Origin of the sequence: Methylomonas koyamae (assembly GCF_006483455.1) — a bacterium.
GTDB classification, from domain to species: Bacteria; Pseudomonadota; Gammaproteobacteria; order Methylococcales; family Methylomonadaceae; genus Methylomonas; species Methylomonas koyamae_B.
The window spans coordinates 34,565-49,404 of the sequence record NZ_PPPU01000027.1 but is presented as its reverse complement, the minus strand read 5'-3'; the positions used below and the strand labels follow the sequence as shown (position 1 = coordinate 49,404).

16 protein-coding genes are annotated in these 14,840 nt (G+C 53.9%); 9 read left to right on the top strand and 7 right to left on the bottom strand.

The window, feature by feature from the left end; genetic code table 11:
- Positions 1-65: 65 nt before the first annotated feature.
- Positions 66-479: a putative toxin-antitoxin system toxin component, PIN family gene (locus C2U68_RS14680; RefSeq protein WP_140913223.1), complete on the top strand. Its 414-nt coding sequence runs from the start codon at positions 66-68 to the stop codon at positions 477-479.
- Positions 476-712, top strand: a complete 237-nt coding sequence (locus C2U68_RS14675; protein ID WP_140913222.1) for a toxin-antitoxin system HicB family antitoxin — start codon at positions 476-478, stop codon at positions 710-712. The genes C2U68_RS14680 and C2U68_RS14675 overlap by 4 nt, the downstream gene beginning before the upstream one ends.
- 104 nt (positions 713-816) lie before the next feature.
- Here C2U68_RS14675 and C2U68_RS14670 read toward each other — a convergent pair whose 3' ends face one another.
- Both C2U68_RS14670 and C2U68_RS14665 read right to left on the bottom strand, forming a co-directional pair.
- Positions 817-1,455 carry a hypothetical protein gene (locus C2U68_RS14670; protein ID WP_140913221.1) on the bottom strand — a complete coding sequence of 213 codons (639 nt, stop codon included), beginning with the start codon at positions 1,453-1,455 and terminating at the stop codon, positions 817-819.
- Positions 1,456-1,786: 331 nt separating this feature from the next.
- The gene (locus tag C2U68_RS14665; protein ID WP_140913220.1) at positions 1,787-3,040 is read right to left on the bottom strand and encodes a hypothetical protein; all 1,254 of its coding nucleotides are present in this window, start codon (positions 3,038-3,040) and stop codon (positions 1,787-1,789) included.
- A gap of 715 nt (positions 3,041-3,755) precedes the next feature.
- Here C2U68_RS14665 and C2U68_RS14660 point away from each other — a divergent pair.
- Complete coding sequence (locus C2U68_RS14660) at positions 3,756-4,706, top strand: dienelactone hydrolase family protein (RefSeq protein WP_140913219.1); 951 nt, start codon at positions 3,756-3,758, stop codon at positions 4,704-4,706.
- A 77-nt stretch (positions 4,707-4,783) separates the two neighbouring features.
- Here the strand turns inward: C2U68_RS14660 and C2U68_RS14655 are convergent, their stop codons facing one another.
- Genes C2U68_RS14655 through C2U68_RS14645 form a run of 3 tightly spaced genes read right to left on the bottom strand, consistent with a single transcriptional unit; the run spans position 4,784 to position 6,075 of the window.
- Positions 4,784-5,215 (bottom strand): DUF2721 domain-containing protein, encoded by a 432-nt coding sequence (locus C2U68_RS14655; protein ID WP_140913218.1) that lies wholly within the window; start codon positions 5,213-5,215, stop codon positions 4,784-4,786.
- Positions 5,216-5,245: 30 nt separating this feature from the next.
- Positions 5,246-5,485, bottom strand: coding sequence for a Rho-binding antiterminator (locus C2U68_RS14650; RefSeq protein ID WP_140913217.1), 240 nt, complete (start codon positions 5,483-5,485; stop codon positions 5,246-5,248).
- On the bottom strand, positions 5,482-6,075 hold the full coding sequence (locus tag C2U68_RS14645) for a Uma2 family endonuclease (RefSeq protein WP_140913216.1): 594 nt from the start codon (positions 6,073-6,075) through the stop codon (positions 5,482-5,484). The genes C2U68_RS14650 and C2U68_RS14645 overlap by 4 nt, the downstream gene beginning before the upstream one ends.
- Positions 6,076-6,255: 180 nt before the next feature.
- On the opposite strand from C2U68_RS14645, the gene C2U68_RS14640 reads away from it, so the two are divergent.
- On the top strand, positions 6,256-7,506 hold the full coding sequence (locus C2U68_RS14640; RefSeq protein ID WP_140913215.1) for a dicarboxylate/amino acid:cation symporter: 1,251 nt from the start codon (positions 6,256-6,258) through the stop codon (positions 7,504-7,506).
- 10 nt (positions 7,507-7,516) lie between these two features.
- Here the strand turns inward: C2U68_RS14640 and C2U68_RS14635 are convergent, their stop codons facing one another.
- Complete coding sequence (locus C2U68_RS14635; protein WP_140913214.1) at positions 7,517-8,113, bottom strand: Uma2 family endonuclease; 597 nt, start codon at positions 8,111-8,113, stop codon at positions 7,517-7,519.
- Between the two features lie 150 nt (positions 8,114-8,263).
- On the opposite strand from C2U68_RS14635, the gene polA reads away from it, so the two are divergent.
- Positions 8,264-10,993 carry a DNA polymerase I gene (polA, locus tag C2U68_RS14630; RefSeq protein WP_140913213.1) on the top strand — a complete coding sequence of 910 codons (2,730 nt, stop codon included), beginning with the start codon at positions 8,264-8,266 and terminating at the stop codon, positions 10,991-10,993.
- Between the two features lie 10 nt (positions 10,994-11,003).
- Complete coding sequence (locus C2U68_RS14625; RefSeq protein ID WP_140913212.1) at positions 11,004-11,909, top strand: MBL fold metallo-hydrolase; 906 nt, start codon at positions 11,004-11,006, stop codon at positions 11,907-11,909.
- Between the two features lie 16 nt (positions 11,910-11,925).
- Here C2U68_RS14625 and hldE read toward each other — a convergent pair whose 3' ends face one another.
- On the bottom strand, positions 11,926-13,356 hold the full coding sequence (gene hldE / locus C2U68_RS14620; protein WP_140913211.1) for a bifunctional D-glycero-beta-D-manno-heptose-7-phosphate kinase/D-glycero-beta-D-manno-heptose 1-phosphate adenylyltransferase HldE: 1,431 nt from the start codon (positions 13,354-13,356) through the stop codon (positions 11,926-11,928).
- 72 nt (positions 13,357-13,428) lie between these two features.
- Here hldE and arsC point away from each other — a divergent pair, with 72 nt between their 5' ends.
- From arsC to bamE, 3 genes are read left to right on the top strand one after another with little or no spacing between them, the layout of a single operon-like run.
- Positions 13,429-13,776, top strand: coding sequence for an arsenate reductase (glutaredoxin) (arsC, locus tag C2U68_RS14615; protein WP_140913210.1), 348 nt, complete (start codon positions 13,429-13,431; stop codon positions 13,774-13,776).
- A complete protein-coding gene (gene wrbA, locus C2U68_RS14610; protein ID WP_140913209.1) occupies positions 13,776-14,369 on the top strand; it encodes an NAD(P)H:quinone oxidoreductase in 594 nt (197 codons plus the stop codon). The genes arsC and wrbA overlap by 1 nt, the downstream gene beginning before the upstream one ends.
- A gap of 59 nt (positions 14,370-14,428) precedes the next feature.
- A complete protein-coding gene (gene bamE / locus C2U68_RS14605) occupies positions 14,429-14,767 on the top strand; it encodes an outer membrane protein assembly factor BamE (protein ID WP_140913208.1) in 339 nt (112 codons plus the stop codon).
- Positions 14,768-14,840: the final 73 nt, after the last annotated feature.

The following is a 14,840-nucleotide window of genomic DNA, read 5'->3' as shown; positions in this document are numbered from 1 at the left end:
CGGGACATTTATTTGCCCGATTTGGATATTTGTCGGCATGCAACATTAGTGATACCGTATTTGGTATGACGGAAATCATCGTGGACACCAATGTGCTGTTCGCTGGCTTATATTCGGCCAGCGGAGCGTCATTTAAAGTGTTGGAGCTTTTGGCTGCTAAGCAACTGAGTCTAGTGATATCGACACCGCTGCTGTTCGAATACGAAGAAATATTGAAGCGGAATCAAACCATGCTTCAATTGACCGATACTGAAATTGAGGTGATCCTGGATAGTTTATGTGGGTTTGGTAGGCATCAGAAAGTGTATTTTTTATGGCGGCCCTATCTACCGGATCCGAAGGATGATTTGGTTTTGGAACTAGCTGTTGCCGCTGAGGTAAAAACCATTGTCACCCACAACCTGAAAGATTTTGTCAGCATTGAAAAATTCGGAGTGGAAGCGATTACGCCTAAAACCCTGTTGGAGAGATTGCTATGAGTGCGCTCAGTTTACGATTACCCGATTCAGTTCACCGCCACATTAAAGAATTGGCAAGCAAAGAAGGCGTTTCAATCAACCAATTCATTGCCAGTGCGGTAGCGGAAAAGGTTTCGGCAATCGCCACCGAGGAATATCTGCAAGCTAGAGCCGAACGGGCCGATGCATCGGCTCTTCAGGCAATTTTGGCAAAAGTACCTAGGCGGGAACCTTTGCCGGGTGATGAATTTTGATTGTTTACCCGATTCGGCCGTGAAGTGAAGCGATACGACTAATTTCCGTTCGGCAATGCAAAGCAGGGTCAGGTTTAGCAATTAAGCATCCTTGAAAGGATTTGCTATATTTCTAGGCCTGACCCCTTTCTGCGATGCGACTGCTTATCAACGTTGGCGTGCTTGCCTGGATCAATAAAGTTTTTTAGCAACTGATGGTAGATCATTTTTGAAATTATTTCCCACTCGGTTTTACTGTTAATATTTTCATCCCGAATGGCATCTGCAATGCGAAAAATGTGCCGATGGAATTTGGGTAGTAATTCTCGGTCTATTCTGACGGTAACAGCGGCTTGATGTTCAACAGCGCAAATTTCGTGGCTGAGAATGTTTAGTGCGTCAATGGCGAGGTTCATATCTCGGCTAGTAATGCGAGCGTCACCGTCACGATGCTTCAGAACCCAGCCCCAAATTGCCTGAAGATCCTTTGTCTGCAAGTGGACAAGCGGCCTTAGCGCGCTTTCAGAAACCCATTGCAAATGTAGTAATTTTGGGTCCATTTGTAGGTAGGTGTCTGAGGCCTGGATGAGTCGGCAAATGTAGGCGTTGGAAATTTCAGTGTATTTTCTTAAGCAATCATGCGGCTTTACAAACCCTAGCGCCAAATATCCGCGCCGAGCAATCAGAGTGACCACACTGGCAAATAGAAAGTTTGAGGCTTTGTTGGCTTTGTTCAACAGCAACTGCGCCTCGGTCTTGGTCATTGGCGTTCGTGCGGCGGGATTGGTTAAAAAGCGATACGGTGGGTATTTTTGCCGATATAAATCTGCAACCGAGACATAAAAAACTCCTGGATTGAAGGTGATGAAAAGGGTTCATTCACCTTCAAATTAGAATTTTTTGTCTAAATTTGGTTAATGCCCTCGTTTGAGTAAAAATATAAAACGTGAATATTTAGGTTTTATTTATTTACAAAAGCGAGGACTTATATGTGGCGAATTATGCCTATCTTTCCGATATATAAACTATTAAAAAATTTTATTTTTCTAGTGGAGACGTTATTAAAAGATGTATATCTTATATTTGACTTAATAATTATAACTTCATAATGTAAATCAATCCGATATAAGGAGGAATATTGGAGCTTTCTGATGTGGAAGCAGAAAAATTATGCTGATGCTGCCAGTTTTTACCAGCATAATTATCAGCTCCTTCGTTTGGTCCCTGCATTCCGTTTGTTTCACCGCCTGTAATACCGCTACAAGTGTGAAAGTGTGACGGTTGACCACCTTGTAGACCAGACTCTGATGGGCTCACAATACCTCGGATGAAGTTACCTACTAGATTAGGGGTGTTGTTTTTACCATCACAGATAGTCCATCCTGCTGGCATGACTATTGATTTTATTTGCGAAGTATTGACGTCATCAAAAATAATGCTCTCGGGAGTTGGGTACCAAGCGATAATTGTTCCTTTAGGTACACCGAAGATTGGTTGAATTGGCTCTACCTTTGGAAAAGATAACACCTTCCTTATTTTTGGATATGCGCTAATAGTGTGCCATAGACTAGTTACGTCGCATTTGACTGGACCGTTATTGATTATAATAGTGCCATTTTTTATTTTTTCTATAATAACCTTAATATCTTCATAACTTGTTAGGGCCAAATTTAATCCGGTTACACCCCCAGAAACAATTGAAGCTACTAATTCCACATTTGAGCTTCTTAAAACTTGTTCGTGAGATGAAGAAATGCTTGCGCCTCCTCCCCATGAAGCGGCAGCGGCTTTTACTGATGCGGAGAATGAATCGCGTTCAGATATGCTTGTCGTTTTGATGGCTGCTCGGATTATAATTAGTTTTCCATAATACACACGATTTATATAATGACTCCCCGAATCCAGCAGAAATTGGTCAAGAATTTCCTTAGGGTCATTTAAGCTTTCAGCAATTGGAGGCGATTCCCATTTAATATCATTTTTATCAATCGCCATGCCTTCGCCTATTTGCGCGATCTCAATATAAAATATTTTCTTTGTGTCAACTTCATTTCGCGCCTTAGAGTATGCCGCATTCCCAGTTGTAACTCCAAAGTGTGCAGAAAAGGACGTAGCTAGTTGTCTGGCTTCTTCCTTATAATCAGTAGACTCGTACACGGTGCAACTGTCTATGATCAAGTCAGTTGGGGAGTCGTGTTTAAATGCCTCCCCTTTTCCAAAAATTTGTGTCCTAAATTTTGGAAATAGGGAATCACTCATATCTACCCCTACTCCATTAGCTATGTCAACAGCATTACCTGGTGTAAGAGTTAATTTGTAATCAGTGTTTGCTATGTATCCTAACTGCATTTTCGCTCCAATAAAGTATGTTGGTTAAATGTGTTGCTTACTAAACAATCCGAATGATTGCTGGCCGATTTATAAAGCTTAGAATTTCCATAAGTCAGCATGATTAGCTTATCAGTTCTAAAAGTGTTCGCAAAAACTCTAGTGCCATTTCTGCGTTATTTAGTTTCCTAAGCCTTAGCTAATTTGACCGGAGCGGGAGGTGTTCGTATAAACAACAACTAATTAAACAATGGCAGATCGTTGCAGTCATAATAATCAATTATTGACATAACTAATTGTTTTTGTTATTATAATTTCGCTGACAACATCTTTTTCACAGATTATCACATGTCAGCGCACTTCCCTCGCAGCATCCACGACACCCTCACGCTAAAGCCCATTTGACTGAGTTTCAAAACAGGAAAACAGGAAAACAGGAAAACAGGAAAACAGGAAAACAGGAAAACAGGAAAACAGGAAAACAGGAAAACAGGGTCAGGTCTAGCTTATTAGCATTTGTCGCACCGTATTCGGTTCATGACACGCATTAAATTTCCGGAAACACCGTTCGGCTTGTTCCGGCCTACAGATTGTCCGATTCCTTATATCGATTGAATTTCGGCGAGTCCACTCGCAGGTTCCGCGGCGACTATACTTCCTAGCGCATTAGATCAGTGCCTAGAATTCGGTTAAGCCGATTCCGGGTTTAATTCTTCCATCCGAACAGGAAACGACTATGAGCAAATTCCGCGATGCCTTATTCGCCGGCATATTACTATCGAGCGCATTTTCCGGCGTTCAGGCTCACGACGGTGCAAATTGCGCTGCGCAAAGCCGACCCAAAATCGAGTTTGTCGAGATTCAATCGGAAAAGTTGGCTTTCAATCCGGGCGTTCCGGGTGGGGTGGTCAGTCAAGGCGCGTTAACCGTCAAAGCCAAGTTGTCGTTGCCGGGAAAGAGACACTGCCGCGGTAAGCACGCCGGTTTGCCGGCCGTGGTGATTTTACATGGCTCCGCCGGTGTGGATGCGCGCGGCGACTTCTATGCCAGCGAGCTGCAGCAGGCCGGTATTGCCACGCTGGAACTCGACATGTGGGAAGCCCGCGGCGTTGCCTCGGCCGCCAATCGTCCGGCTTTACCGATTCTGACCTATCCCGATGCCTTTGCCGCGCTGGAGTTTTTAAGCAACCAAGCCGAGATCGACCCGGAAAGAATCGGCGTCTTGGGCTTTTCCTGGGGCGGCGTCATGACCCTGGCCAGCGCGACCGAACAGGTTACTCAACAATACGGCGGCGGCCGGCATTTCAAAGCCCACGTCGCCAACTATCCGTTATGTTACGGCTACAACAATCCGCGACTGCCTTATTTCAGTTTCGGTAGCCCGAACGGGAATCCGTTAACCGGCGCGCCGGTGCTGATCCAGATCGGCGGGTTGGACGAATACGACGAAAGCGCAGCGCCTTGTCTGGCGTTGAAATCAGGTCTTGCGGCCGACGAACAAGCGCTGGTAGATGTGGTTAGTTACCCAGATGCCACGCATGCTTGGGATCGATTAATGGTGCCGATTGCGATCACCGACAATTTTTCGCATTTGGGCCGGGGCGGTACGGTCAATATGATTCCGAATGTGGAGCAGGCCTATGACGCGCGCGAAAAAACGGTTCTTTTTTTTAAACGCAAGCTTTAGTCGGTAAGCTTGGGGCTGCTTGTTTGCGGCCAGGCGAAGCGAACGGTGGGCAATGTTGCCCACCGTTTCCTAAGTCATTATTTCGGCCCCGGCAGCGAAATCATTCCGGTCGCCAGCGCGATCTCCCGTAAAAAGCACAGCAAGCCGCCGATCAAGGCCAGCATGGCGGCCACGAACAGAAACGAAACCACCGGAGACGGATCGACGGCGATTTCGGTACCGACGAACAGGGCGACGATGGACAGGCAGATCAACAAAGCGCATACGGTACACAAACTAATCGCCCAATGAATCCAGTGGGCGCGCCGGGCCAAAATCCGCATTTCCGGATAGTGTTCGTCGGCACCGTTTTCGAACAGCATATTCAAGGTTCTAAACCGATCCACCGCCCGTCCCAGGCGGCTGGTCAACACGCCGAGAATGCCGGCGACCCCGGTCAGCAGAAATACCGGTGCGACCGCCTGTTGAATCACGTGGGCCACGGTGGGGATGTTGGATAGAGCGTCCATAAGCGGATTCCGGGTTGTAATTTCTGAGGTTTAAAACCGCACTTCGCTAAATTTGGCTCCCGGCGTCAGTACCTCCAACTTGGCCAAGCGATTGGTTTCCACCCGCTCGGTATCGAGCTGCAAATATTCGCGTTTGTCTGCGGTCGTCACGGTGTCGACAGCTTTGCCTGCCACCACGCTGCCGTCTGTCAGCGTCAGTTTGACGCGGTAGCCGTAGATACAGGCAATTTCCAGGTAATCGTGCAGGTTGCAGTCAATGGGTTGGGTCATGGTTGTTGCGCCCGTTCGCGGAATTCGTTGATGTCGCGGTTCTCGACCCGGTCGTAAATGTCCTCCACTTTCAGCGTTAGCCCGATCGAGGTAAACGTCACGTCGTCGCCGAGAAAATAGTACTCGGATAGCCAGTGGTTGGCGCGGCGCAGGACTTGCACCGAAACGATGTCCGGTTCGATCAGCACGTATTCCTGCAACGACGGCAGGTTGATGTAGCGGATCAGTTTGGTGGTGGTGTCGGTTTTACGGGTGGAGCGGGACAACACCTCCACGATTATGACCGGCGCCGTTGAAAATAGGTCGTTTCCGGACATATTGCTGCAATCCACCAGTACGTCCGGGTAGACGTAATCCTTGCCGATCTGCAGTTTGATTTCGGCCTTGAACGTCGCGCAGGGCGTACCTTTTAGATGACTTCTGAACTCGCCGAGAATGTTGGCCGCGATGCAATTGTGGTTATAACCGGCACCGGTCATCGCGCGGACCTGGCCGTCGATATACTCGCGCTTGACTTCGGCAGCCGCCTCGCTGGCCAGATATTCGTCTTCCGTCAAATAAACATCGGGTTGATCGGTGTGGAAAGCCATGATGCGCCCCGCCTACAACTGTTCAAGGAAATAACCGAATGCCCGGCCGGCAGGCCGAGTGTCGGTATTGTTAGAGATCGGCCCGGGAAATACAAGACGCGCCGAACCACGGCAAAGTTAACAAATCCGGCGAAAAGACCTACTATCCAGGCTATTGCGACTGCCGAGCGGATGTCTGCCATGAAAAACCATCACCGATTATTGCTCAGCCTAGGGTTGGGGGCCGCCGCCGGCCTGGCCTGCCACGGTTTTGCCGACCACGCCGGCTTGCAGGTATTCAACCGCTACCTATTGGAACCGGTCGGCCAGATTTTTCTGCGGCTGATCTTCATGATCGTAGTGCCGATGGTGATGAGCGGTTTGATGCTGGGCGTTTACCAGCTCAGCAGCCACCACGGTTTGGCGCGGGTTGCCCAGCGCACTTTATTATTTACGCTGATTGCCAGCTCGGCGTCGGTGGTGATCGGCGTGTCGCTAGTAAATCTGCTGCAGCCCGGCACCGGTCTGGATATTTCGCAACTGCTCGGCGACGAGGCCGGTGTGCACAAGATCCGCCAACACGTGGCGCAAGCCAAGCCGGTGGTGCAATCGTTGCTGGAGATCATCCCGAAAAACCCGTTCAACAGCGCCGTGCAGGCCCTGGACGGCGAGATGCTGTCGTTGATGTTTTTTTCGTTGGCGTTCGGTGCTGCTCTCGCGGCAGCGAACGGCGGCAAACCGTCGCGTTGGCTGGCGTTGTTGGAGGAAACTTACGCCGCCTGCCTGCGGATAGTGGACGCGGCGATGCAATTCGCGCCGTGGGCGGTATTCGCGCTGGTGTTTCAATCCACCTTTAAATTCGGCCACCAGATTTTGTTCTCGCTGGGATTCTACGTGCTGGTGGTGGTCGCCGGCCTGCTGTTGCAACAAGGTCTGGTTTATAGCGCAATGTTAAGGCTATTCAGAGGTATCGCGCCCTGGCCGTTTTTCCGGCAATGCCGCGACGTGTATTTGTATGCCTTCGCGACTGCGTCGTCCAACGCCACATTACCGCGCTCATTGGAACTGGCGGAACGGGAATTGAAACTCAGCCCGGAAGTTTCGCGCTTTGTGCTGACGATAGGCTCCACCGCCAACCAGAACGGCACGGCGCTGTTCGAAGGCATTACCGTATTGTTTCTGGCCCAGGTCTACGGCGTCGATCTATCGTTGGCGCAACAGGTGCAGGTGGTTTTGATGTCGATCCTGGCCGGCATCGGCACCGCCGGCGTACCGGGCGGCTCGCTGCCTTTGATCATGATTCTGACCCAGCAGGTCGGGATACCGGCCGAAGGCATGGGTCTGATTCTGGGGGTGGACCGCTTTCTGGACATGTGTCGCACCACCTTGAACGTCAGCGGCGATTTGGTCATCGCCGCGCTGGTCGATCAACCGCGGCAAAATCCGGCCTGACGGCGCCTGCTTAAGGCAGCGACTCGGCCGGCGGCTGTTGGTTGAACGCCACGACGTCCTCGTTATCGACCTGCTCGTAAATATCGGCCACGCTCAGGCTAAGATCCAGCGCTGCGAATTCGATCTGGTCGCCCAGATAGTAATAAAACGACTGCCAATGCTGGTTGCGGCGGAATACCTGAATCTCGCCTTTATCCTGCTCGACCAGCACGTATTCCTCCAGCGTCGGCAGGGTCTGGCAGCGCAGACGTTTGGCGGTCTGGTCGAATTTGCGCGTGGTTTTGGACAACACTTCCACGATCACGACCGGCGCGGTTTTGTAGTAGTTGTCCTGCTTGTCTTCGCCGCAAACCACCATCACGTCCGGGTAGAAAAAATCGTCGGCGATGCGCAGTTTCATATCGGACATGAAAGTCTTGCACGGCTTGCCTTTCAGGCCGTTTTTGAACAGATTGAAAATATTACCTTCCAGCAAGTTGTGGTTCTCACTGCCGCCGGTCATCGCATAGACTTCGCCGTCGATGAGCTGGTGGCGGAGCTCGGACTGGCGTTCGCCGGCCAGATAGTGTTCCGGGCTGATGCGGGTTTTGAGTTTGGCAAGGGCCATGGCCGTTCTCTGCTAAGTTGCGGATAGCAATAGTCTACTGCGCTAAGCACCGCCGAGAAAAGCGTGCGCCGGCGGCGTGTGAAATTCTACGCTTGCAGCGCTCTGGCTCGCCCTGTATCGTTCCGGCATCTATCTGTCTTTCGACCGCACATGTCCGATTCCGCCATCCACAAACTGATTCTCGTCGACGGTTCGTCGTTTCTGTTTCGCGCCTTTCACGCCGTACCGCCGCTGACCAACAGTAAAGGCGAACCGACCAACGCCGTTTACGGCGTTTCCAACATGTTGCGCAAGTTAATCAACGACTACAACACGCCTTACTTCGCTGTGGTATTCGACGCGCCGGGCAAGACCTTCCGTCACGAGTTGTACGACCAATACAAGGCGCACCGGCCGCCGATGCCGGACGAATTGCGGGTGCAGATTCAACCGCTGCACGACTTGATCCGGTCTTTGGGGTTGCCGCTGATCATCGAACACGGGGTCGAGGCCGACGACGTGCTGGGCAGTCTGGCGCAAAACGCCGCCCGCCAGGGCTTCAATGTCATCATTTCCACCGGCGACAAGGACATGGCGCAATTGGTCAACGAGCAGATCATCCTGGAAAACTCGATGACCGGCGCGGTGATGGACATTGCCGGGGTTCAGGACAAATTCGGCGTCAAGCCGGAACAAATCATCGATTATCTGGCTTTGATGGGCGACGCGGTGGACAACATCCCCGGCGTGCCCAAGGTCGGACCGAAAACCGCCGCCAAATGGCTGCAGGAATACGGCACGCTGGACAACCTGATCGCCAGCGCCGACCAAATCAAAGGCAAAATCGGCGACAACCTGCGCGAGGCCTTGGGCCAATTGCCGCTATCGCGGGAATTGACCACGATCAAATGCGACGTGGCCTTGCATTACAGCCTGGACGATCTGAAACGTAAGGAACCGGATATCGCCGCGTTGAAACAGCAGTTGGGCAGTCTGGGCTTCAGCAGTTGGTTGAAAACGCTGAACGGCGACGCCTCAGCAACCACAGCCGAACCGGTCGGGCAAGCCGCAGCGCCGAAACCGGCGCCGGTCGCAAAAGATTACCAAACCATCCTCAGCCAAGCCGAATTCGACGCCTGGCTGGTCCGGCTGGAACAAGCCGAGCTGTTCGCGTTCGATACCGAAACCAGCAGCCTGAATTACAGCGAAGCCGAGATCGTCGGCGTTTCGTTTGCAATCGAAGCCGGCCAAGCCGCGTATTTACCGCTGGCGCACGATTACCCGGACGCGCCGGCGCAACTGGATCGGCAGAGCGTGCTGAAGGCTTTGAAACCGTTACTGGAAAACCCGGACCACGCCAAGCTCGGCCAAAACCTGAAATACGACGCCCACGTCCTGGCCAACCACGGCATCGCGTTGCGCGGTATCCGCCACGACACGATGCTGCAATCCTACGTGTTGAACAGTACCGCGACCAAACACAATATGGACGACCTGGCCAAACATTACCTGGGTGTCGATACCATTCACTTCGAGGACGTCTGCGGCAAGGGCGCCAAGCAGATCGGTTTTGCCGAAGTGGCGATCGATCTCGCCACCGAATACGCCGCCGAAGACGCCGACATCACCTTGCGCCTGCACCAGACCCTGTCCGCCGAATTGCAGCAACGGCCCAGTTTGTGGGCCTTGTATAACGATATCGAGCTGCCGCTGGTCAAAGTGCTGGCCAAAATCGAGGAAAACGGCGTGCTGATCGACAGCGACATGCTGGCCCAGCAAAGCCAGGAATTGGCGGACCGGATGATAGGCCTGGAAATCCAGGCCCACGATCTGGCCGGCTCGGCTTTTAACCTGGGTTCGCCGAAACAGATTCAGGAAATCCTGTACGACCGGCTGAATCTGCCGATACTGAAAAAAACCCCGAAAGGCCAGCCGTCGACCGATGAATCGGTATTGCAGGAATTGGCGGTGGATTTTGCGTTACCGCGACTGATTCTGGAACACCGCGGCCTGAGCAAATTGAAATCGACTTACACCGACAAACTGCCGCAGCAGATCAACCGCAAAACCGGGCGGGTGCATACCTCCTACCACCAGGCGGTGGCGGCGACCGGGCGGTTGTCGTCGACCGACCCCAACCTGCAGAACATTCCGATCCGTAGCGAGGAAGGCCGCAAAATCCGCCAAGCCTTTATCGCCCCGTCCGGCTACAAAATCGTTGCGGCGGATTATTCGCAGATCGAATTGCGGATCATGGCGCATTTGTCCGGCGACGCGGGTTTGCTGAAAGCCTTTGCCGCCGGTGAGGACGTACACCGCGCTACCGCCGCCGAAGTGTTCGAAGTGGCGCCGGATCAGGTCACCCACGACTTGCGCCGCTCGGCCAAGGCGATCAACTTCGGCCTGATTTACGGCATGTCGGCCTTCGGCTTGGCGCAGCAATTGGGCTTGCCGCGCAATCAGGCCCAGTCTTACATCGACCTGTATTTCAGCCGTTACCCCGGCGTCAAGCACTACATGGACAGCACGCGGGAATTGGCCAAGCAGCAAGGCTATGTCGAAACCCTCTTCGGCCGCCGTCTGTATTTGCCGGACATCAACGCCCGCAACGCCGCGCAACGCCAGTACGCCGAACGCACCGCGATCAACGCGCCGATGCAGGGTAGCGCTGCCGACATCATCAAACGGGCGATGATCGCCTGCCACGACTGGATCGAAACTAGCGGCGCCGACCTGAAAATGATCATGCAGGTGCACGACGAACTGGTGTTCGAAGTGGCCGAGCCCATTCTCACGGACAGCATTGCCAAAATCACCGGCATCATGTCCGCTGCCGCCGAGTTGGCCGTGCCCTTGCTGGTGGAAGCCGGCACCGGTGCCAACTGGGACGAAGCGCATTAGGCCGGCAGGCATGAAGTTCAAGTTCTGGGGCGTCAGAGGCTCGATTGCCACGCCGGGGCCGAATACGGTCCGCTACGGCGGCAACACCACCTGCATCGAAATCACCAGCAGCGCCGGTGATCTGATCATTCTCGACGCCGGCACCGGCATCCATGCGCTGGCGCAAACGCTGCTGCAAAAACGCGATTTGACCGCGCATATTCTGATCACCCATACTCATTGGGACCATATCCAGGGCTTGCCGTTTTTTCTGCCGATGTTCCGAGCCGGTAACCGCATCAATATATACGGCGGCCTGGAACCGGTGACCCATCAGGGCATCGAGCGGGCGATGCGGGTGCAGTTGCAGCACGCCTATTTCCCGATCAGCGAAGCGCAACTGAAGGCCGAGGTGCGTTACACCACGCTGAAAGCCGGGGAACCGATCCGGATCGGCAGCGTCCGCGTCACGCCCACCGTGCTGAACCATCCGGTGTTCAACTTCGGCTATCGGGTCGACGATGACGCCGGCGGTTCGCTGTTTTTCACCGGCGACTACGAGCCGCCGCTGAACCCTTATCCGGAACAGCATCCCGGTTACGAGGCGATGCAGGAATTGATCGATCAGAAGAACGAAGAAGTGATCGGAGCGATGGCCGGCGTCGACGCGCTGATCATCGACAGTTCCTACACCGACGCCGAATATGCCGACCGCCGTGGCTGGGGCCACGGCACCTACCGCTCGGCGCTGGAGATTGCCGCCGAAGCTCGGGTCAAACAACTGTTTTTGACTCACCACGAGCCGACCCGCAGCGACGCCGATCTGGATTCGATTTATGCCCGTCTGTTGCAAGCCGAGCGCTTAGGATTTCCGATCTGGCTGGCGCGGGAAGGCGATCAATATTCGTTGCCTTACCAGCCGGACCAGTCCGGCTAGCGGTCGGCAATCGAAATCAAGGCCGGGATTTATCGCGGATGGTCTGAATGATGCCGGTGGTCGAATGGCCTGCGATGAACGACAGTATCTTCACCTCGCCGCCCGCGGCCAGCACGCTGTCGTGGCCGGCGATGCTGGTGATGTCGCTATAGTCGCCGCCTTTGACCAGGATATCGGGCAGTAACTGGTCGATCACGGCTTTAGGCGTGTCTTCCGCGAACGCCACCACCCAGTCCACGCATTCCAGCGCCGCCAGCATTTCCATCCGGTGTTCCAAATCGTTGACCGGGCGTTCCGGGCCTTTCAGACGCTTGACCGAATCGTCGCTGTTGACCAGCACCACCAGGCGGTCGCCCAGGGTTTTGGCTTGCTGCAAGTAACGGACGTGGCCGGGGTGGAGGATGTCGAAACAGCCGTTGGTGGCGACGATTTTTTCGCCGTTCTGTTTGGCGGCGGCGCGTTCCTTGAGCAGTTCCGGCAGGGTGCAGACGCCCTTGTGCCGCGCCCGCGGGCCTTGCAGCGCGGCGGCCAGTTCGTCGGTATCGACCGTGGCGGTACCCATTTTCCCGACCACGATGCCGGCGCCGATGTTGGCCAGTTGGGTGGCTTCGGCCAGCGGTTTTTTCGCCGCCAGGCTGGCGGCCAGCACCGAAATCACGGTGTCGCCGGCGCCGGTCACGTCGAATACCTCGCGGGCATGGGTCGGCAAATGCAGCGGTTCGGCATCCTTGCAGAGCAGGCTCATGCCGTGCTCGCCGCGGGTGACCAGCAAGGCATCCAGCGCCAGCGTATCGATCAGATTCAGGCCGCGTTCGACGATTTGCGCCTCGTTGCTGCAACGGCCGACCACGGCCTCGAATTCGCCCAGGTTCGGCGTGATCAAGGTCGCATTGCGGTAAATCGAAAAATCGCTGCCTTTCGGATCGACCAACACCGGCTTTTTCAGTTGCCGGGCCAGGGTAATGAATTGCTGCACTTGGTTTAAGGTGCCTTTGCCGTAATCGGACAGTACCGCCACCTGCGATTGCATCAGTTCGGCGTGGTACAGATGCAGCAACGGCTCGCTGTCGATTTGTTGAAAACCGTCTTCGAAATCGAGCCGGATCAGTTGTTGATGGCGGCTCATCACCCGGAGTTTGGTGATGGTCGGATAATTCGGTATTGCCTGGAACAGGCATAACACCCCGGCGTCTTTCAGCAATTTTTCCAGCGCGTTTGCCGCCTGATCTTCGCCGGTAAAACCCAGCACCGAGACTTTGGCGCCCAGCGCGGCAATGTTCAGCGCCACGTTGCCGGCGCCCCCGGCGCGGAATTCGTCCTGTTTGACATGCACTACCGGCACCGGCGCTTCCGGAGAAATACGCGAGGTCGGGCCGTGCCAGTAGCGGTCCAGCATCAGGTCGCCGACCACCAGCACCCGAGCGTTGGAATAGTTGGGTAATTGCATGGCTGTGTGAAGTTATCCGTGATTCGAAGGGTGCTATTATAGCCGCAACCCATTGCGATACAGGTGCGAAGCATGAGCGTGAAAATCTACCACAACCCGCGTTGCGGCAAATCCCGCGACACTTTGAAACTGTTGGAAGCCAACAATATCCAGCCCGAGATCGTCGAATATCTGAAAACCCCGCCCACCGCCGCCGAATTGCAGGATATTTTGCACAAGCTGGGGCTGAAACCGCGCGAGTTGATGCGTACCAAGGAACCCGAATACAAGGAAAACGGCTTGGACGATAAGTCCTTGAGCGACGCCGAATTGATCGAAGCCATGGTCAGAATTCCGAAACTGATCGAGCGACCCATCGTCTTGAAGGACGGCAAAGCCGCCGTCGGCCGTCCGCCCGAAGCTGTTTTGGGTATCCTGTAATGGCGAAAATCCTGGTCCTGTATTACAGCCGCGACGGCGGCACGGCGCGGATGGCGCAGCACATTGCCCGCGGCGTGGAGTCGGTGGCCGGAGCCGAAGCGCTGCTGCGCACGGTGCCGGAAGTATCGGCGGTATCGGAAAAAGTCGCCGACAGCATTCCCGACAGCGGCGCGCCCTACGCGACGTTAAACGATCTGGAAAATTGCGACGGTCTGGCGCTGGGCAGCCCGACCCATTTCGGCAATATGGCCGCGGCGTTGAAGTATTTCCTGGATAGCTCGACGCCGCTGTGGTTTTCCGGCGCCTTGTCCGGCAAACCAGCCGGCGTGTTCACCTCAACCGGCAGCATGCACGGCGGCCACGAAACCACGCTGCTGTCGATGATGTTGCCGTTGATGCACCACGGCATGTTACTGATGAGCCTGCCCTGCAACGAAATCGCGCTGCGGGAAACGGTCAGCGGCGGCACACCTTACGGTCCCAGCCACTGTTCCGAAGCCGATGCCGAACTGACCGAGCACGAAAAGCGTTTGTGCTGGGTATTGGGAGAACGTCTGGCGAGGGCGGCGCTGGCGTTGAAAGGTGCTTTCTAATTTGCCGGTCTGCTTCGGGTTTCGTAGTCTTGACCAATTTTTGTTGGAGGGTGAGTTCGATGAGAAATTTATTGATCGTATTCTGCATGACTGTCGCGACGATAATCGTCGGCGGCTGCGCCGCTGCATCGCAAGGGCGTAAATTTGACGATACCTACGTCTCCCAGATCAGAAAGGGTGTCACGACCAAAGCGATGATCAGGCAACATTTCGGTGAACCGGTGTCCACGACGAAATCGTCCGATTTCGAAACATGGACTTATAGCTATTCCGATGCCTACGGTAGAGGCTATATCCAAGGCATGTCTTACGGTCTGGTCAGGGAAAAGTCCGATGACCAATTGTTGATCTTGGTTTTTCAAGGAGACGTGGTGGCCGAATATACCTACACCAAATAGCGGCCAGCGATTTGATTGACAAAGTCCATAAATAGACTTATTTTTACATAAAGTTCAAATGAGTTGTATGGGG

What these genes read in the sequence shown, in the direction of transcription:
- C2U68_RS14680 (WP_140913223.1), top strand. Translation starts at nt 66, where the DNA reads ATGACGGAAATCATCGTGGACACCAATGTGCTGTTCGCTGGCTTATAT.
- C2U68_RS14675 (WP_140913222.1), top strand. Translation starts at nt 476, where the DNA reads ATGAGTGCGCTCAGTTTACGATTACCCGATTCAGTTCACCGCCACATT.
- C2U68_RS14670 (WP_140913221.1), bottom strand. Translation starts at nt 1,455, where the DNA reads ATGACCAAGACCGAGGCGCAGTTGCTGTTGAACAAAGCCAACAAAGCC.
- C2U68_RS14665 (WP_140913220.1), bottom strand. Translation starts at nt 3,040, where the DNA reads ATGCAGTTAGGATACATAGCAAACACTGATTACAAATTAACTCTTACA.
- C2U68_RS14660 (WP_140913219.1), top strand. Translation starts at nt 3,756, where the DNA reads ATGAGCAAATTCCGCGATGCCTTATTCGCCGGCATATTACTATCGAGC.
- C2U68_RS14655 (WP_140913218.1), bottom strand. Translation starts at nt 5,215, where the DNA reads ATGGACGCTCTATCCAACATCCCCACCGTGGCCCACGTGATTCAACAG.
- C2U68_RS14650 (WP_140913217.1), bottom strand. Translation starts at nt 5,485, where the DNA reads ATGACCCAACCCATTGACTGCAACCTGCACGATTACCTGGAAATTGCC.
- C2U68_RS14645 (WP_140913216.1), bottom strand. Translation starts at nt 6,075, where the DNA reads ATGGCTTTCCACACCGATCAACCCGATGTTTATTTGACGGAAGACGAA.
- C2U68_RS14640 (WP_140913215.1), top strand. Translation starts at nt 6,256, where the DNA reads ATGAAAAACCATCACCGATTATTGCTCAGCCTAGGGTTGGGGGCCGCC.
- C2U68_RS14635 (WP_140913214.1), bottom strand. Translation starts at nt 8,113, where the DNA reads ATGGCCCTTGCCAAACTCAAAACCCGCATCAGCCCGGAACACTATCTG.
- polA (WP_140913213.1), top strand. Translation starts at nt 8,264, where the DNA reads ATGTCCGATTCCGCCATCCACAAACTGATTCTCGTCGACGGTTCGTCG.
- C2U68_RS14625 (WP_140913212.1), top strand. Translation starts at nt 11,004, where the DNA reads ATGAAGTTCAAGTTCTGGGGCGTCAGAGGCTCGATTGCCACGCCGGGG.
- hldE (WP_140913211.1), bottom strand. Translation starts at nt 13,356, where the DNA reads ATGCAATTACCCAACTATTCCAACGCTCGGGTGCTGGTGGTCGGCGAC.
- arsC (WP_140913210.1), top strand. Translation starts at nt 13,429, where the DNA reads ATGAGCGTGAAAATCTACCACAACCCGCGTTGCGGCAAATCCCGCGAC.
- wrbA (WP_140913209.1), top strand. Translation starts at nt 13,776, where the DNA reads ATGGCGAAAATCCTGGTCCTGTATTACAGCCGCGACGGCGGCACGGCG.
- bamE (WP_140913208.1), top strand. Translation starts at nt 14,429, where the DNA reads ATGAGAAATTTATTGATCGTATTCTGCATGACTGTCGCGACGATAATC.